We start from the raw sequence: 15,338 nt of genomic DNA, 5'->3' as shown, positions 1-15,338 counted from the left end.
GCCTGACGGCCGTCCAAAGGCCGGGTGCCCCGCTTCTGCGGGACACCCGGCCTTTGCCGTGTCACCAGCCGCCGGTCCCCGGCGCGCCCTTGAAGGGTCCGGTGACGCGTCCCGTAATCCAGCCGCCGTAGAAGTCGCCCTCCTGCGCCTGGACCTCCTCGCCGTCCACGGTGCAGCGGTCCATCCTGCCCGGATACACCGCCGCCCGACTGGCCAGGGGCCCGTAGCCGGGGACGGGATCAGGATAGGTCCAGGCTGCGCGGTCCGCCCGAACGTCTCCGCCGATGACGTCAAAGTAGGCGGCTTGCCCCTTGAATTCACACCAGGTGGATCCGCTGGCCGGAATGAGCGAGTCCGGCGCAAAGTCCTCCAGGGGGATGTAGTACACCGGGGGATGGCTGGTTTCGAGGACCCGGACAGCTGCAGTGGTGTCCGCTACCAGCTGCCCGCCGAGGAAAACCTGCACATGCTCCGACGTGGGTTCCACGCGCGGCGGACGGGGGTAGTCCCAGACGGATTCCACGGTGCGGTGTGAATGTTCCTGTTCCATGGCCAGCCTTTCGCATGCCGGCTTCAGCCGGACGTTTCCCCTGGCTCTCTCCTTGACCCGGGTTAAGCCGGGGTTCGCGGCCAAAGCCCCTGCGGATGGCTCACCCCGGCAGTTAACCGCAGCGGCCTTTGTGACGGTCGGGTGACGGGCTACCGGGCCAGGCTGGCGTAGACAACGTAGTTGTCCTCGAAGGTGCCTGTTTTCGCGTCATAACCGTCACAGGTGATCAAGCGGAGTTCAGGTCCTTCAGTGTTGCCATAGACCTTCTCGGTGGGAAAGGCATCCTTGGGATAGGGCTCGCCGAACACCACAATGAATACGACGGCGGAACCGTCCTCGCGCTGGATACGGACTTCGTCGCCGGGCTTCAGTTCGCGCAGGCCGGCGAAGACACCCGGCCCGCCGTCCTCCGCATTCACGTGGCCAAGGAGCACGGCCGGTCCGGCGGCTCCCGGACGCGGCGAACCGGTGTACCAGGCAGCCGGTGCCCCCGGATTCCCTGGAGGAACTTCCAGGACGCCGTCAGCGCGCAGGCCAACCTGCATCAGGTCGGATCCCGCACCGATGGATGGAAGTTCCAAGGTGCGGGGAAGGGCTGCGGTCTCGGCGTTCAAGGTTTGAGGAGGCGCTGATGTGCCGGTTGCCTCCGCTGCGTTGCTGTTATCCGCTGTGCTGCTGGTGTCCGTTGTCTGCCGGGGAGAGGGCACGGGCGATTGCCAGGATGATGCTGTTGGCGGTGCGGCGCCGGCTCCCGATCCTGAACCGCAGGCGGAAAGCCCCGCGGATGCGATGAGCAGACCGGCGGCCGCAGTTGCGCGAAGGCTCCTGCGGCCGCCCGTCATGGGTGCTGTCAGCGGGATCATGGGCGGTGGGACCCCGCAGCGCAGCCCGTGCGCCTGGAATTAGGCATGGTTCCCGCTCCGGCGGCGAACAACGTATGCCCCGGCCCCGGCCCCGGCCGCTGCCAGAACCAGCCCGCCGGCCAGGGCAACCGAACCGAGGCCTGATCCCTGATCCGGAGTTACACCGGCATCAACCCCGCCCCTGGGCATGCCGCTCATTTGATCGGTCGGCAAGGGCGGAGTGGTGGGTGGACTACTGGGCGTGGTCGTGGGTGGGAGAGTTGGCGTCGACTCGGGGTTTTCGCATGCTATTCCGTCCTTGTCCCTATCCAGGCCGGGAGCATAGCCTGGGTCGCTGGAGGGAATGTTGTAGACGCCGTTCGCAGCAGCAGCGTCACAGTTGGGATAGGGCGTCGTCATTGCGAAAGCCGGGGTCGCGGATAGGGCCGAGAGGCCGGTTGCTGCTGCGAGTGCGAGTCCTGCAGTGCGTTTTTTCATTGTGGCTCTGCTTTCCGTGTGAAGTAGTCATCCGAGTGATGGCTGCCAGGAAAGAGAGTATGGAGGAGGTAGTTTTGTCACCCGGGTAGCCCGCCTTTTTGGGTCAGCGAACGCCAGGAAAAACCGGGCCAAAAGCGGCTCAGGGAATGATGCTCGTAGTCACGGCCACAATTTGCGGTTTGGGTGGAACGGAGCTGAATCCGAAGCGGACGGGCGGGTCTATGGCGGACAAGCTGCCCAAATCCCGCCCGTCCCAACTGGCCTGCGCTCCGGTAAGGGAGCGGATGGACCGGACGCCGTAATACTCACGGCGCTCGCCGCCGGCTGAACCGGCCGTCCGCACGCCCGGGACCAGCAGTCCTGCCAGCGGGTTAATGGCGCCCAGCCAGCGCGGATGTACGGCTACAACAGGCGGAATGCGCTCCAGCATCCGTCCCAGCACGGTCCGGGCTCCCAAATCGACGTTCAGCCGCAGCGGCCCGGCGCTGACCAGCAGGTGGTTCGCGGTGAGACGGGCCTCCACGTCGCCCACGTCCACGGCATCAAAATGATAGGTGCCGCCCACATACTCGGCGATTTCCGGACTGGGTGCCAGCAGCAGCCGGGACCCGGCCGCGTTCTCCGCCATGACATCCGTAAATGCCCCGAACGGGGATTCCAGCCAGTGGCCCACCACCAAGCGAGTACCGGAGGTGGTGCCAATGCCGGCAATAAAGCCGCGAAAACGGTCCATCGGGCTACGTTACGCCGGGATTGCTCCAAGTAATACCCGGTGTGGCGCCGCCAAAAGGGCAGGGGACCCACAATCGGCTAAACTTGGTAGGTAAGAGCCCCGCGACTCCGGCTAGACCCGGTTCACAACCAATTCAGGCCCGGCCTGCGAGTTTAGGGGCATTCTCATGCACGGAAGCGGATCGCGCCGTCGGCGTTTTTTCCCCTTTCGTAACTAATGGGGGAGGATCCCATGCCCGCAATTGTCATCGTCGGCGCCCAGTGGGGCGACGAAGGTAAAGGTAAGGCCACAGACCTGCTCGGGGGACGCGTCGATTACGTCGTCAAGCCCAACGGCGGGAACAACGCCGGCCACACCGTCGTCGTCGGCGGTGAAAAGTACGAACTTAAGCTCCTCCCGGCCGGCATCCTGAGCCCCAACGCCATTCCCGTGATCGGCAACGGCTGTGTGGTGAACCTGGAGGCGCTCTTCGCAGAGATCGACGGCCTGGAAGCACGCGGCGCGGACACGTCCAAGCTGCGCATCTCCGCCAACGCCCACCTGGTGGCCCCGTTCCACCAGGTGATGGACAAGGTCACCGAACGTTTCCTGGGCAAGCGTGCCATTGGCACCACCGGCCGCGGCATCGGCCCGGCCTACATGGACAAGGTGGCCCGTCTGGGCATCCGGGTCCAGGACATCTTCGACGAGTCGATCCTGCGCCAGAAGGTTGAAGGCTCCCTGCGGCAGAAGAACCAGCTGCTGGTCAAGGTGTACAACCGCCGCGACGTCGACGTCGACGAAATGGTTGAGTACTTCCTGTCCTACGCAGACCGGCTGCGTCCCATGGTTATCGACTCCACATTCGAGCTGAACCGCGCACTGGACGAGGGCAAGGTCATCCTGATGGAAGGCGGCCAGGCGACGTTCCTGGACGTGGACCACGGCACGTATCCGTTTGTGACGTCCTCCAACCCGACCGCCGGCGGTGCGTCAGTGGGATCGGGCATTGGGCCCACCCGGATCAACCGCGCCGTGGGCATCATCAAGGCATACACCACCCGTGTGGGTGCCGGTCCGTTCCCCACCGAGCTCTTCGATGACATGGGGCTGTACCTGCAGAAGACCGGCGGCGAATTCGGTGTCAACACCGGCCGCCCCCGCCGCTGCGGCTGGTACGACGCCGTGCTGGCGCGCCACGCTTCCCGCGTGAACGGCTTCACGGACTACTTTGTGACCAAGCTGGATGTGCTCACCGGGATCGAGCAGATTCCCGTGTGCGTGGCCTACGACGTCGACGGCGTGCGGTTCGACGAAATGCCGATGACGCAGACCGACTTCCACCATGCCAAGCCGATCTTCGAGTACTTTGACGGCTGGACCGAGGACATCACCGGCGCCAAGACCCTGGACGATCTGCCCAAGAACGCCCGCGACTACGTGCTGGCTTTGGAGAAGATGTCCGGCACCCGGTTCTCCGCCATCGGCGTGGGCCCGGACAGGGATCAGACCATTGTGGTCCGGGATCTGATCAGCGAGTAGGACTTCAACATAAGGAAGGCCCCGCAGCCCTGGATTCCAAGCTGAGGCTGCGGGGCCTTCCCCTGTTGTACCGGCTTTGTGCCCCTACAGGCCGTCTGTCAACGGTGCTTCCAGCCGTTCCACTTCCTGCTCCTGGGTGCTGCCACCGGCCGCCCGCAGGTCCAGGTGCAGCCGGTTCTTGAGAGACTTGTGCTCGGGTACGGGAATGATGTCGATGTCCGGACCTGAGCCGTCAGCCGGGGCCAGGGAGATCACATCGGCGTCGTTGCTCTCCAGGACCCGGTAGCCCAGCGCCTGGGTCCAGAACCGCGCCAGCAGCGGCGGATCCAGTGCGTCGAGCGCGATGGACGAGATGACGGTGGCCATGAGTCTCCTGTTCCGGGGGAGTGATTGCCCTGAGGCCGGAACCCGATTAGTGTTTCGGCCCGCCCTGGGAGCTTGCTGTTCCGTTCGGCGGCTGCGAAGTGAGCGCATCGCGGATCTCGGTCAGGAGCATCACCTGAGGATCCGCGCTCTGCTCCGGGGTGATCCCCAGCCTGCGGTTGCGCCGTTCGATCATCTTGTTCATCGGCATCACGATCACGAAGTACACGGCCGCCGCAATGAGCAGGAAGTTCACGACGGCGGTCAGCAGGACCCCAAACTGAATCTGGTTCCCGTTGAAGTTAACCGCCGCGAAACTGTCGAAGTTCGGCGAACCGACGAGCCCGGAGATGAACGGCATAAGCACCGAGTTGACCAGGGCGTTCACGACGGTCGTAAACGCTGCGCCGATGATGACGGCAACCGCCAGGTCCAGCACGTTGCCCTTCATGATGAAGTCCTTGAATCCCTTTAGCATCTGGCCAGAGTAACCGCCCCAGGACCCGCGGCGCCTCCCTCACCCTCAGATTCAAGTCCTGCGCAGGGGTATTTACCGGCGCGGAGGTGATCTGCAGGAGCCGGTTATGTCCTTCGGCAGCCGGTAGCGGCCTGAAAACGCCGCTGCGACTGCGGGTTCACCAACGGTGCCGGGCCTCCTCGATCCAACCCGTCAACCCGTCAAGGACGTACGCGGTTCCGTCCGGAGTCCGGGCCGTTCCGGTCCAGGAGCCAAATGCCTGCCAAATCTCGGACGAGATAATGCCAAGCTTGGTGGCCGAGGTTCGGCGGTGGAACGGCGTCAGCACCGCATCGATCCACGGCCCGTGAACCGTCCACTTGGAGTCCGGATCCGTGAGGTTATACGTGAACTCCAGTTCGCCGTCGTAATGATGCAGCCGGCCGTCCACGATCAGGGCGTTTTCAGTGGCCGGAGTTCCTGCTGTCCATTGCCCGCCAATCTGCAGGCCAAGCCGGGTGCCGTTGACGGTTCCCGACCCCGCGCCCCAGGTCCAGGCGGTCCGGTACGGCCAGCGGCCGCGGCCCCGGTCCAGCACGGCAAACGCGTCTTCACCCACGGTGTAGGTCTGACCGTCCACGGTGACGGACCCGGTGACCCGGCGGGCCACGTCCTTGAGCGTGTACTGGAAGAGGCGCTCCGACCACGGAACCACCACACCCAGCACATCCCCCTCAGCCGGGGCGTACAGATCCACCGACACCCGCGGGGAGCGTGCCCGCAGGTGGGTGCCGGCGCCGTCGTCATGGAAGCGCAGGGTCACGTCCCCCACTGTTCCCAGGGCCGTGAGCGGCGGCAGGGTATCCGGAAGCTGGATGTCCCCGGCGCCGCGCAGGATCTTCAGCGGTTCACTGCTGATTTCCTCCCCGGTGGCCCGGACCAGGACATAGATCTGCAGGCTGGCCGCGTATCCGAGATTCACGATCGTCATGCCCACGGCCAGCTCGGGGGACAAAACGCCCCAATACTCCCACCGCTTGGTCCGCAGCCGGTCCGCAGGTCCGTTCGGCAGTGCGGTGCGGTGCAGCGGAGTGCGGGAGTAGCCCACGGCCAGCGGATTCAGGGTTCCGCGGGCCAGAGTCAGGTCAGTCGGCAGCGTGAGTTCGTCCATGCGGCCCCAGTCTAGGCGGCGCCCGCAGCAAAACCCGTTCTGCGCGCCGGGGTCCTGGTCTAGGCTGAGAGAAACTTCGGTTGCGGAAGAAGGCGGTTGGAAATGTTGGTGAGCGTAGGCCAGTTCAGTCCCACGGGCGATGTTGCGGAGAACCTAGACGTGATGCGCACCCTGGCGGCCAAGGCCCGGGCGGAGGGTTCCGAGCTGATCGTCTTTCCCGAGGAATCCATGTTCAGCGTGGGGAAGATCGAGGGCCCGCTGGCTGCCGCCGTGGACGCCTCCTGGACCACCTTTGTGCAGCAGCTGTCGATGCTGGCCGCCGAACTGGGCATCGCTGTCGTCGCCGGCGGATACGAATCCAGCGGCGAGGACCGGCCCTACAACACGCTGGTGCTGATCGACGCCACCGGCCGGATTGCCGGCACGTACCGCAAGCTGCACCTGTACGACGCCTTCAGCTATTCCGAATCCACGCGCATCAAGCCGGGCGACGGCGGCGTATTGGTGGCCGAGGTGGGCGGCATCAAAGTGGGGCTGATGACCTGCTATGACATCCGCTTCCCGGAGCTGGCCAGGGCACTGACGGACCAGGGCGCGGACCTGCTCGCCGTGCCGGCCGCCTGGTTCAAGGGCGAACACAAGATTGAGCACTGGGAAACCTTGCTGAAGGCACGCGCCATTGAGAACACTGTCTGGGTGGCCGCGGCGGGAACCTCCAGCCGCCACACGGTGGGGCATTCTGCCATTTTGGATCCCATGGGAGTGCCGCAGGCGTTCCTGGAGGACGAGGCCGAAGGCGTGGTCACGGCGGAGGTCACCCGCAAACGGATCGACGACGTGCGCGAGTTCCTCCCGGTGCTGCAGAACCGGCGGTTTGCTGCCAACGAGCGGATCAATTCCGCCGGATAAAGGCCGGCAGAGTTTGACGCTCGGCCCCGTAACTAAGACGGCCACGAGATGAAAGTTTTCGCAAATCGGGTACGATTACATGCTTGGAACGACCGCACCGAGGCTTATCCCCCCAACGAGCCCCGCTGCGGTCGTTTCTTAATGTCTGCGGCCGTTTCCTAATGTCCGGACCGGCACCCCACCCTGCAGCCGGCCGCCCTACGCGGTCCGCTGACGCTTGGACGAAATAACCCCGGTATTGAACCCCGCCAGGTTCAGTCCGCCGTGGAACCGGGCATGCTCAATCTTCACGCACCGGTCCATCACCACGTCCAGGCCGGCAGCTTCAGCGTTGCGGGCAACCTCCTCATGCCAGGAACCCAGCTGCAGCCACAGCGTTTTGGCGCCCGCTTCGATGCTCTCCTGCAGCACGGACGGCAGGTCGTCATGGCGGCGGAAGACGTCCACGATGTCCGGAGCCTCGGGCAGATCAGCCAGAGACGCGTAAACGGGGCGTCCCAGGATTTCCTTTGCCGCCGGGTTCACGAAATAGACCGTGTACGGCGAGGACGACAGCAGATAGGTCGCCACGAAGTAGGACGCCCGCGACGGTTTGTCCGAAGCACCCACGATGGCGATGGTCTTGGCCCGGCTCAGCAGGGCCAGCCGTTCCGGGGCGCCGGGACCTTCCCAGGTGCGCGGTGCTGCGGCAGTTTCAGCGGACATGGACGGGCTCCTTCAGTTCGTGGGCAGAATCGGGTGCCGCCGCGGCGGCCAGCGCTTGGTCCAGGTCCCAGAGGATGTCCTCCAGGTCCTCCAGTCCAACCGAGATCCGCACCAGGTCCTCGGCCACGCCGGCGGCGGTGAGCTGCTCGGGGGACAACTGGCCGTGCGTGGTGGACCCCGGATGGATCACCAGGGTGCGCGAGTCGCCCACATTGGCCAGATGGGATGCCAGCTGCAGGGCCTCAATGAACGTCTTGCCGGCCTCCCGGCCCCCGCGCACACCAAAGCTGAACACGGACCCCGGCCCTTTGGGCAGGTACTTCCGGGCACGGTCATAGTGCGGGTGGGAGGGCAGCCCTGCATAGCTCACCCAGGACACGCGCGGATCCGCTTCCAGCCACTGCGCCACGGCTGAGGCGTTGCGCAGATGTTCGTCAAGGCGCTGCGGCAGGGTTTCCACGCCCTGCAGCAGCTGGAATGCCGACTGCGCGCTGAGCGAGGGGCCGATGTCCCGAAGCTGCTCCGAGCGCAGCTTCGTCAGGAACCCGTACTCGCCGAAGTTCCCCCACCAGGAAATGTTGCCGTAGCTGGCCACCGGCTCGGTCATGGCGGGGAACTTTCCGTTGCCCCAGTTGAACTTTCCGGACTCCACGACGACGCCGCCCAGGGTGGTGCCGTGGCCGCCGAGGAACTTGGTGGCGGAATGGATGACAATATCCGCGCCGTGCTCAAAGGGCCGCACCAGGTACGGCGTGCTCAGGGTGGCGTCCAGGATCAGCGGCACACCGGCGTCGTGCGCCACCTTTGCCAGCCCGGCTATGTCGGCCACCTCGCCGCTGGGGTTGGCCACCACTTCGGCGTAGACCGCCTTGGTGTTCTCCTGAATGGCCGCGGCATAGTCCGCCGGATCCGTGCCTGCTATGAAGGTGGTGTCGATCCCGAACCGGCGCAGCGTCACATCCAGCTGGGTCACGGTGCCGCCGTAAAGCTGCGCCGCGGCAACGATGTGGTCTCCCGCCGCGCACAGGGCCGCAAAGGTGACGAATTCAGCGGACATACCCGACGCCGTCGCCACCGCACCGATGCCGCCTTCCAGGGAAGCGATGCGCTCCTCGAAGGCTGCCACCGTGGGGTTGCCGATCCGCGAATAGATGTTCCCGTACTTCTGCAGCGAGAACAGGTTGGCGGCGTCGTCGGTGTCCTTGAAGACAAAGGACGTGCTCTGGTAAATCGGTACCGCACGCGCACCGTGCGTGGCGTCGGGGGTGCCGCCGGCGTGCAGGGCACGGGTCCGGAAGCCAAACTGGCGATCACTCATGAAATGAGTGCTCCTTCCTGGTGGGCCGCAGCAAAGCGGCGGGGGGATCGTTGCAAGTTGGGGACGGCGGACGAACAATGATCCTTATGGACGAGTACGTGGTTGTTATTGAAACCGGCTACAAGTTGGCTGCTTCCACCCATAAGATCTCTGCCACCGACCCGCTGCCGCACGTGGAGGCGAACCGGCTGTTCCTGGAAATCCTGGACGGGATGCATGAGGATCTGCTGCCCGCGAAGGCGGACACGACCACACTGGAGGTCTCGCCCACTGAATTCATGCGCATCCACCGCCTGATGGGCGGAGTGGTGGTCATGGACCGGGTGACCCTGACCCGCGTTCACTGAATTCCTCTGCGCCGCGCTTCGCAGGCGCGGGCAACGTCGGCGATGCACGGTTCGTTCTGGAGGCTGGTGGTGTCACCCAGCCGGGTTCCCTCAAACAGCTGGGTCAGCAGCCGCCGCATGATTTTGCCGGAGCGGGTCTTGGGGACATCCGGAACGACGACGACGGCGGCCGGCTTGGCGATCGGCCCGATCTGCCGGGCGACGTGGGACCGGAGTTCCGCGGCGACCACATCCTGGTTTCCCGGTGCTGCGTCCGTGAGCACGACGAAGGCCGCGATCGCCTGTCCGGTCTTCGGGTCGGCGACGGGGCAGACGCCGGCTTCGGTCACCCAGGGATGAGCCACCAGGGCTGATTCAATCTCGATCGTGGACAGCCGGTGCCCCGATACGTTCAGCACGTCATCGGTGCGCCCGAGGATCCAGATGTCGCCGTCGTCGTCGTATTTGGCTCCGTCGCCGGCCAGGAACCAGCCCTGCCGCGCATACTGCCGCCAGTAGGAAGACAGGTAGCGCTGCGGGTTGCCCCAGACCGTGCGGGCCATCGCCGGCCCGGTCCTGTCCACCACAATGAAGCCCTGGGTATTCGGGGGCACCGGGTTGCCGGCGTCGTCCACAATCCGGGTGCTGACGCCGGGCAGGGCACGGGAAGCGCAGCCGGGCTTGAAACCGGTGTCCGTGGGGCGCGGCGAGAGGATGGTGGCGCCGGTTTCGGACTGCCACCAGGTGTCGATGACGGGCACCTCCCCGCGGCCCAGCTGGGCGCGCAGCCAGCGCCACGCTTCGGGATTCACGGCCTCCCCCACCGTGCCGAGCAGGCGGATGGAGGAGAGGCTGTACTGCCCCGGAACGCCGTCCGGGAACCAGCCCATGAGGGACCGGACCAGGGTGGGCGCAGTGTAGTAGCTGGTCACCTGGTAACGGTCGATGATTTCCAGGTGCCGGCCCGGATGCGGAGTGTCCGGGGTGCCCTCGAAAAGGACCTGCGTGACGCCGTTGGACAGCGGTCCGTAGATCTCATAGGTGTGCGCGGTGACCCAGGCGAGGTCCGCGGTGCACCAGTGGACATCCGTCTCCCGCGCCGTTTCGTCCGGCGCGGCGAAGAGGAATTCGTAGCTCCAGGAGGCCTGGGTCAGGTAGCCGCCCATGGTGTGCACCAGGCCTTTGGGCTGTCCGGTGGTTCCGGAGGTGTACATGATGAACAGCGGCGTCTCGGCGTCGAAGGCCTGCGGCTCATGGACGGCGGAGGCGGTGTCCACGGTTTCGTGCCACCAGAGGTCACGGCCCTGTGTCCAGGAAATGTCGGATCCGGTGCGTCGGACCACCAGGACGTGTTCAATGGCGTTTTCCCCGGACACTGCAATATCTGCGTTGTCCTTGACCGGAACGGAGGCGCCGCGGCGGAACTGGCCGTCGGTGGTGACCAGCAGCTTGGCGCCGGTGTCCTCCACCCGGAACTTCAGCGCCTCCGCAGAGAATCCGCCGAACACCAGGGAATGGACGGCGCCGATCCGCGCGCAGGCCAGCGTGATGACAATGGTTTCCACGAGGACCGGCAGATAGATGACCACGCGGTCACCGGCGCCGATGCCCAGGGCCAGCAGGGCGTTGGCGGCCCGGGACACTTCCTCCTGCAGGTCCGCGTAGGTGACCGTGCGCCGGTCTCCGGGCTCGCCCTCGAAATGCAGGGCCACCTTGGATCCGCGGCCGGCGGCCACATGCCGGTCCACGCAATTCACGGCCACGTTCAGGGTTCCGCCGGCGAACCATTCGATGACCGGAATGCTGTACTCGGCTTCGTCCTCCGGAATCTCTGGTCCGCTCAGGCGCTGCGGGGGCGTGAAGGCGTGGGCGGTGTGCCAGGGTTGTTCCCACTGCAGCCGGCGGGCAGCGGTTTCCCAGAAGGCGATGCGGTCCTCCTCGCTCTGGGGATCCGCGGCGGCAGTGTGTTCTCTTACCGGGCTCAGGCCCATTTTGTGACCGCCTTTTTCTCGGCCAGGCCCAGCAGGGCGTCGGTGGTTTTTCCGATCAGGGCCAGCAGGATGATGGAGAGCAGCAACCGGTCCGTGCGCCCGTTGTTCTGTGAGTCGGTCAGCAGGAAGCCCAGCCCCATGGAGGAGGCGATGAGTTCCGCGGCCACCAGGAACAGCCAGGACTGGGCCAGTGCCAGGCGCAGCCCGGAGAAAACAGCCGGCACGACGGCGGGCAGCTGGACCGTGGTCAGCAGCTTCATTCCGTTGAATCCGAAGGCCCGGGCCGCTTCCACCAGGTTCCGGTCCACGTGGCGCAGGGCCAGGGAGACGGTGGTGAACACCGGGAAGAAGGCGCCGATGGCGATCAGCGTGATCTTGGAATCCTCACCGATCTTCAGCCAGAGGATCAGCAGCGGCACCCACGCCAGGGACGGAACGGCACGCAGGGCTCCGATCGCCGGGCCGAGCAGGGTGTCCGCCAGCCGGGACAGGCCCAGCAGGGCGCCCAGTGCCAGGCCCAGCAGCCCGCCGATCGCGAACCCGATGAGCACCCGCTGCGTGGAGATGGCCACGTGGATGCCCAGCTGGCCGCGGCTGACCAGGTCTGCCGCGGCCGTGTATACCGCGGCGGGGGAGGGCAGCTGGACCGGGCTGAACACCCCGGCGGCCGTGCTGATCTGCCATACGGCCAGGAGCAGGGCCGGAACCACCAGTCCCAGCGCCAGCCGGATCCACCGGCGGACCAGGACGCCGCCGGGGGCTGTCTCGTCGGCCGGGCCGGGGCCGGGAACGTGGACTGTTGCGCCGCGGGCTGCCGTCCCTGCCGCGCTCTCCCCGGTGAGATAGGGGTTGCCGATGTGAGTCATCAGGAGTCCTTGGTTGCAGCCGGGGCGGCATTGCGCACAAACGAGTTCTCCAGCAGGCCGTCCAGTGCCTTGTCCACGGCGTCCTGGCTTGCCACGTCACCGGTTTCCACCAGGGTGGAACCGATTTTCGCCAGGACGCTGCGCTGTGCATCGCCGGGTGCCGGGTCCACATCCAGATTGCTGCGTTCCAGTACCACGGTCTGCGCCACGGCCGGGTCCAGCCCGGCAACGTCGGCGAGGATCCGGGCGGTTTCCTCAGGATTCTCCGCGGCCCAGGCCCGGGCCTTCTCATACGCATCGACCACGGCCTGTGCCTGTTCCGGGTCTTCTTCCAGGAAGGATTCGTTGGCGGCCAGAAGGCCGTAGGTGTTGAAGTCCAGGTTGCGGTAGATCAGGCGGGCGCCGTTCTGCTCGGCACCGGCCATGATCGGGTCCAGTCCGGCCCAGGCATCCACGGAGCCGTTTTCCAGGGCGGTCCGGCCGTCTGCGTGCTGCAGCTGCTCCACCGTCACGTCTTTCAGGCTCAACCCGGCCTCGTCCAGGGCCTGGACCAGGAAGAAGTAGGGGTCGGTGCCCTTGGTGGCGGCCACTGACTTGCCCTTGAGGTCCGAGACCGAGGCGATGTCCGAATCGGCACCCACTACCAGCGCGGACCACTCGGGCTGGGAAAACACATCTATGACCTTGATGGGGGAGCCGTTGGCCCTGTTGAGCAGGGCGGCGGATCCGGCGGTGGAACCGACGTCGACCGCCCCCGAACGCAGGTTTTCGTTCGCCTTGTTGGACCCGGCGGACTGCACCCATTCCACGGTGACGCCGTCTTCGGCCAGCGCGGTTTCCAGCCAGCCCTGGTCCTTGATGATCAGGCTCAGCGGGTTATAGGTGGCGAAGTCCAGCGTCAGGGTGCCGCCGGCGGCTCCGTTCGCGTTGGCTGCGGCGCCGGAATCTTCGCCGGCCACGCAGCCGGTCAGCAGCAGGGAAGCGGCGGCCGCCGCGGCGGCCAGCGCCTTGACGGGGCCGCGGACGGAAGTGCGGGAAGCGGGCGGTGCGGAGAAACGGTGGGTCATGGCATTTCTTTCTGGCTGGAAGTGAAGATCCGGTGCGCAGGAAGGCACGGAAAGATAGGGGAAAGCAAGGGGAGGGTCCGGCGGGGATGCCGGGCGGAGGGTGCCGGTGGCAGGAAAGCCCGGGGCAGGGTTAGTGGCGGTCGACGCCGAGGCTGGCCAGCAGCTCGACGCGCATTCGGGCCAGCTCCGCCGAGGCCCGGTCCCGCGGCCGGTTGCCCGGAACGGTGATGGTCTGGGTGATGGTGGCACCGGATTCCTCTGGCTGCCGGCCCAGGACGATGATGCGGTCCGCCAGCTGGAGGGCTTCATCCACATCGTGGGTGACCAGCAACACCGTGGCGGGGGTGGCCTTGTGCACCGAGAGCAGCAGGTCCTGCATCTTGAGCCGGGTCAGGGCATCGAGGGCGCCGAACGGCTCATCGAGCAGGAGCACCCCGGGCGTCCTGGCCAGGGCGCGGGCGAGGGAGGCGCGCTGCGCCATGCCTCCGGACACTGCCCGCGGCCGGTGCTTGGCGAATTCTGCCAGTTCCACCAGGTCCAGCAGTTCAGCCACCTTGGCTTTGCCCTGCACGGCGCTGATGCCCTTGGGCAGGCCCATGGCAATGTTGGCCTGCAGAGTCTGCCAGGGGAGCAGCCGTGGTTCCTGGAACGCGACGGCGCAGCGGTCGTCAATGCCGCGCACCGGCGTTCCGTTGATCCGGACCTCGCCGCTGCTGGGTGCGTCCAAACCGGCCGCGGCCCGCAAGAGCGTGGACTTTCCGCAGCCGCTGGAGCCCAGGATGGCGAGGACTTCGCCGGGGTGAACATCAAAGGTGATGTCGCGGAGCACCTGGCGGGCTTCGCTGCCTGAACCAAAAGTTCTGCCCAGTCCCGAAAAGCTGACGGGAAGGGCGGAGCCGGCAGGCACACCTGAAGGCGGCGCGGCGGCAGGGGACTGTGAAGCCAGAGCGGTCATGTTAATCTCCATCGGTCCTGGCAGTAGCACCCTACGGAAAACACCTTGGGCCCTGACGGGCCTCCTGCGGTGCTGTCCTCGTTATTGCCGTTTCTCAAGGAGGAAATACGGCAACCAGGGTTGCTGCGGCTTCACTGATCCAGGTCTCTCAGCCGCTCGGGATGGTCAAGAGCAACTAAACGCGCCATTGCCCAAACCGGCAAGTCCCGGCCGTAATATTTCGTCGCTGCGTTCAGGAGCGCAGGCTTTGCAGGGCGGGGTGTGCCGCCAGCCCGTGTTCTCCGTAGAGGGCCCACACCAGATATGTGATGGCGAGGGGAGCTTCCGGCCCGCCGATCAGCAGCGGCTCACCGGAATGGAATTCCAGGACCATGCTGTTGTTCTCGGGCTCGGGGTAGCAGGCCGATACGTGGGCATACGGGAAACTGAGCCATCTTCCGTTCGCCTGGCAGATAATCCGGTGGTCTGTCAGGAACATTTGTGTTCGCTGGTTCTCACGCCATTGCTGCCGTGAGGCAGCCTCAGCAGCCCGTCGCCGGGAACGGTTGGTGAGGGCGGTTATCCCGGAACCCGCCAGGACAAAGGCTGGGCTTCCCCAAAAGAAACCTGAGGTATGGACATAATTTCCGTTGAGACCATAAAAACGCGCATAATCTGCGTTTATCAAAAGCCGGATAGATTCTCCCGGGTCCAACACAATTCCCCATACTTCCAGCGCTGCAGGCTTCCGGCCCCTTCCAAGCTCCGTGGTCAGCACCCGTGCCGCAGCCCAGGAGATCTCATAGCTTCGCCGGAGGTCCGCCTCTACCCGTTCGGATTTATTAAGGTGTCCGCCGGAGCGGCGGTGGGCGCGGAAGGCCCGGTATCCATTTTCAGTCACTTTAATCAGCAAATAAATGGTCAAGAATATCGCTGCTCCGATGAGGCCGAGCAGGATCAGACCCTTCGGGATAACGCCCAGCCCGGAGAGAGCAATTGAATTCAGTATCAGGGGGACAAAAAAACAGACGGCTGCCATTGCAACCAATGGCACCAGCCAGCCGGAGTGCTTCTTCATGCGCTGACT

Annotated in this window: 17 protein-coding genes; 3 read left to right on the top strand and 14 right to left on the bottom strand. The window is 65.5% G+C overall.

Annotation, left to right across the window (positions count from 1 at the left end; genetic code table 11):
- Positions 1–61: 61 nt before the first annotated feature.
- The 4 genes from ACIQXM_RS07170 to ACIQXM_RS07155 all read right to left on the bottom strand — a co-directional run bounded on the left by ACIQXM_RS07170 (position 62) and on the right by ACIQXM_RS07155 (position 2,623).
- Entirely contained in the window at positions 62–550 is a 489-nt protein-coding gene (locus tag ACIQXM_RS07170; protein ID WP_400929710.1) for a DUF427 domain-containing protein, read from the bottom strand.
- 149 nt (positions 551–699) lie between these two features.
- Positions 700–1,257, bottom strand: a complete 558-nt coding sequence (locus ACIQXM_RS07165) for a sortase domain-bontaining protein (RefSeq protein WP_400929707.1) — start codon at positions 1,255–1,257, stop codon at positions 700–702.
- Positions 1,258–1,452: 195 nt separating this feature from the next.
- Positions 1,453–1,812, bottom strand: a complete 360-nt coding sequence (locus ACIQXM_RS07160; protein ID WP_400930905.1) for an excalibur calcium-binding domain-containing protein — start codon at positions 1,810–1,812, stop codon at positions 1,453–1,455.
- 217 nt (positions 1,813–2,029) lie between these two features.
- Positions 2,030–2,623: a hypothetical protein gene (locus ACIQXM_RS07155; protein WP_400929704.1), complete on the bottom strand. Its 594-nt coding sequence runs from the start codon at positions 2,621–2,623 to the stop codon at positions 2,030–2,032.
- A gap of 231 nt (positions 2,624–2,854) precedes the next feature.
- Here ACIQXM_RS07155 and ACIQXM_RS07150 point away from each other — a divergent pair, with 231 nt between their 5' ends.
- Positions 2,855–4,144 carry an adenylosuccinate synthase gene (locus ACIQXM_RS07150; RefSeq protein WP_400929701.1) on the top strand — a complete coding sequence of 430 codons (1,290 nt, stop codon included), beginning with the start codon at positions 2,855–2,857 and terminating at the stop codon, positions 4,142–4,144.
- An 84-nt stretch (positions 4,145–4,228) separates the two neighbouring features.
- Here the strand turns inward: ACIQXM_RS07150 and ACIQXM_RS07145 are convergent, their stop codons facing one another.
- From ACIQXM_RS07145 to ACIQXM_RS07135, 3 genes are all read right to left on the bottom strand, one after another.
- A complete protein-coding gene (locus ACIQXM_RS07145) occupies positions 4,229–4,510 on the bottom strand; it encodes a VOC family protein (RefSeq protein WP_400929698.1) in 282 nt (93 codons plus the stop codon).
- Positions 4,511–4,556: 46 nt separating this feature from the next.
- Positions 4,557–4,985: a large conductance mechanosensitive channel protein MscL gene (mscL, locus tag ACIQXM_RS07140; protein ID WP_400929695.1), complete on the bottom strand. Its 429-nt coding sequence runs from the start codon at positions 4,983–4,985 to the stop codon at positions 4,557–4,559.
- A 157-nt stretch (positions 4,986–5,142) separates the two neighbouring features.
- Positions 5,143–6,135: a DUF2804 domain-containing protein gene (locus ACIQXM_RS07135; protein WP_400929692.1), complete on the bottom strand. Its 993-nt coding sequence runs from the start codon at positions 6,133–6,135 to the stop codon at positions 5,143–5,145.
- A gap of 102 nt (positions 6,136–6,237) precedes the next feature.
- Here ACIQXM_RS07135 and ACIQXM_RS07130 point away from each other — a divergent pair, with 102 nt between their 5' ends.
- Positions 6,238–7,044, top strand: coding sequence for a carbon-nitrogen hydrolase family protein (locus ACIQXM_RS07130; RefSeq protein WP_400929689.1), 807 nt, complete (start codon positions 6,238–6,240; stop codon positions 7,042–7,044).
- Positions 7,045–7,242: 198 nt separating this feature from the next.
- Here the strand turns inward: ACIQXM_RS07130 and ACIQXM_RS07125 are convergent, their stop codons facing one another.
- Both ACIQXM_RS07125 and ACIQXM_RS07120 read right to left on the bottom strand, forming a co-directional pair.
- Positions 7,243–7,749, bottom strand: coding sequence for a CoA-binding protein (locus ACIQXM_RS07125; protein WP_400929686.1), 507 nt, complete (start codon positions 7,747–7,749; stop codon positions 7,243–7,245).
- Positions 7,739–9,067: an O-acetylhomoserine aminocarboxypropyltransferase/cysteine synthase family protein gene (locus ACIQXM_RS07120; RefSeq protein ID WP_400929683.1), complete on the bottom strand. Its 1,329-nt coding sequence runs from the start codon at positions 9,065–9,067 to the stop codon at positions 7,739–7,741. The genes ACIQXM_RS07125 and ACIQXM_RS07120 overlap by 11 nt, the downstream gene beginning before the upstream one ends.
- Before the next feature lie 77 nt (positions 9,068–9,144).
- On the opposite strand from ACIQXM_RS07120, the gene ACIQXM_RS07115 reads away from it, so the two are divergent.
- Complete coding sequence (locus tag ACIQXM_RS07115) at positions 9,145–9,414, top strand: hypothetical protein (protein WP_400929680.1); 270 nt, start codon at positions 9,145–9,147, stop codon at positions 9,412–9,414.
- Here the strand turns inward: ACIQXM_RS07115 and acs are convergent.
- From acs to ACIQXM_RS07090, 5 genes are all read right to left on the bottom strand, one after another.
- A complete protein-coding gene (gene acs, locus ACIQXM_RS07110) occupies positions 9,408–11,384 on the bottom strand; it encodes an acetate--CoA ligase (RefSeq protein WP_400929678.1) in 1,977 nt (658 codons plus the stop codon). The two genes, ACIQXM_RS07115 and acs, sit on opposite strands and share 7 nt — an antisense overlap.
- Positions 11,375–12,250, bottom strand: a complete 876-nt coding sequence (locus ACIQXM_RS07105; RefSeq protein WP_400929675.1) for an ABC transporter permease — start codon at positions 12,248–12,250, stop codon at positions 11,375–11,377. The genes acs and ACIQXM_RS07105 overlap by 10 nt, the downstream gene beginning before the upstream one ends.
- Complete coding sequence (locus tag ACIQXM_RS07100) at positions 12,250–13,317, bottom strand: aliphatic sulfonate ABC transporter substrate-binding protein (RefSeq protein ID WP_400929672.1); 1,068 nt, start codon at positions 13,315–13,317, stop codon at positions 12,250–12,252. Before ACIQXM_RS07100 ends, ACIQXM_RS07105 begins: the two co-directional genes overlap by 1 nt.
- Before the next feature lie 130 nt (positions 13,318–13,447).
- A complete protein-coding gene (locus ACIQXM_RS07095; protein ID WP_400929669.1) occupies positions 13,448–14,272 on the bottom strand; it encodes an ABC transporter ATP-binding protein in 825 nt (274 codons plus the stop codon).
- 232 nt (positions 14,273–14,504) lie between these two features.
- Positions 14,505–15,329 carry a hypothetical protein gene (locus ACIQXM_RS07090; protein ID WP_400929667.1) on the bottom strand — a complete coding sequence of 275 codons (825 nt, stop codon included), beginning with the start codon at positions 15,327–15,329 and terminating at the stop codon, positions 14,505–14,507.
- Between the last annotated feature and the right edge of the window lie 9 nt (positions 15,330–15,338).

Origin of the sequence: Arthrobacter sp. NPDC097144 (assembly GCF_044762205.1) — a bacterium.
Lineage (GTDB): Bacteria > Actinomycetota > Actinomycetes > Actinomycetales > Micrococcaceae > Arthrobacter_B.
The sequence above is the reverse complement of the archived record's forward strand: the minus strand, read 5'-3'. Positions and strand labels throughout refer to the sequence as shown.

What these genes read in the sequence shown, in the direction of transcription:
- ACIQXM_RS07170 (WP_400929710.1), bottom strand. Translation starts at nt 550, where the DNA reads ATGGAACAGGAACATTCACACCGCACCGTGGAATCCGTCTGGGACTAC.
- ACIQXM_RS07160 (WP_400930905.1), bottom strand. Translation starts at nt 1,812, where the DNA reads ATGACGACGCCCTATCCCAACTGTGACGCTGCTGCTGCGAACGGCGTC.
- ACIQXM_RS07155 (WP_400929704.1), bottom strand. Translation starts at nt 2,623, where the DNA reads ATGGACCGTTTTCGCGGCTTTATTGCCGGCATTGGCACCACCTCCGGT.
- ACIQXM_RS07150 (WP_400929701.1), top strand. Translation starts at nt 2,855, where the DNA reads ATGCCCGCAATTGTCATCGTCGGCGCCCAGTGGGGCGACGAAGGTAAA.
- ACIQXM_RS07145 (WP_400929698.1), bottom strand. Translation starts at nt 4,510, where the DNA reads ATGGCCACCGTCATCTCGTCCATCGCGCTCGACGCACTGGATCCGCCG.
- mscL (WP_400929695.1), bottom strand. Translation starts at nt 4,985, where the DNA reads ATGCTAAAGGGATTCAAGGACTTCATCATGAAGGGCAACGTGCTGGAC.
- ACIQXM_RS07135 (WP_400929692.1), bottom strand. Translation starts at nt 6,135, where the DNA reads ATGGACGAACTCACGCTGCCGACTGACCTGACTCTGGCCCGCGGAACC.
- ACIQXM_RS07130 (WP_400929689.1), top strand. Translation starts at nt 6,238, where the DNA reads ATGTTGGTGAGCGTAGGCCAGTTCAGTCCCACGGGCGATGTTGCGGAG.
- ACIQXM_RS07125 (WP_400929686.1), bottom strand. Translation starts at nt 7,749, where the DNA reads ATGTCCGCTGAAACTGCCGCAGCACCGCGCACCTGGGAAGGTCCCGGC.
- ACIQXM_RS07120 (WP_400929683.1), bottom strand. Translation starts at nt 9,067, where the DNA reads ATGAGTGATCGCCAGTTTGGCTTCCGGACCCGTGCCCTGCACGCCGGC.
- ACIQXM_RS07115 (WP_400929680.1), top strand. Translation starts at nt 9,145, where the DNA reads ATGATCCTTATGGACGAGTACGTGGTTGTTATTGAAACCGGCTACAAG.
- acs (WP_400929678.1), bottom strand. Translation starts at nt 11,384, where the DNA reads ATGGGCCTGAGCCCGGTAAGAGAACACACTGCCGCCGCGGATCCCCAG.
- ACIQXM_RS07105 (WP_400929675.1), bottom strand. Translation starts at nt 12,250, where the DNA reads ATGACTCACATCGGCAACCCCTATCTCACCGGGGAGAGCGCGGCAGGG.
- ACIQXM_RS07100 (WP_400929672.1), bottom strand. Translation starts at nt 13,317, where the DNA reads ATGACCCACCGTTTCTCCGCACCGCCCGCTTCCCGCACTTCCGTCCGC.
- ACIQXM_RS07095 (WP_400929669.1), bottom strand. Translation starts at nt 14,272, where the DNA reads ATGACCGCTCTGGCTTCACAGTCCCCTGCCGCCGCGCCGCCTTCAGGT.
- ACIQXM_RS07090 (WP_400929667.1), bottom strand. Translation starts at nt 15,329, where the DNA reads ATGAAGAAGCACTCCGGCTGGCTGGTGCCATTGGTTGCAATGGCAGCC.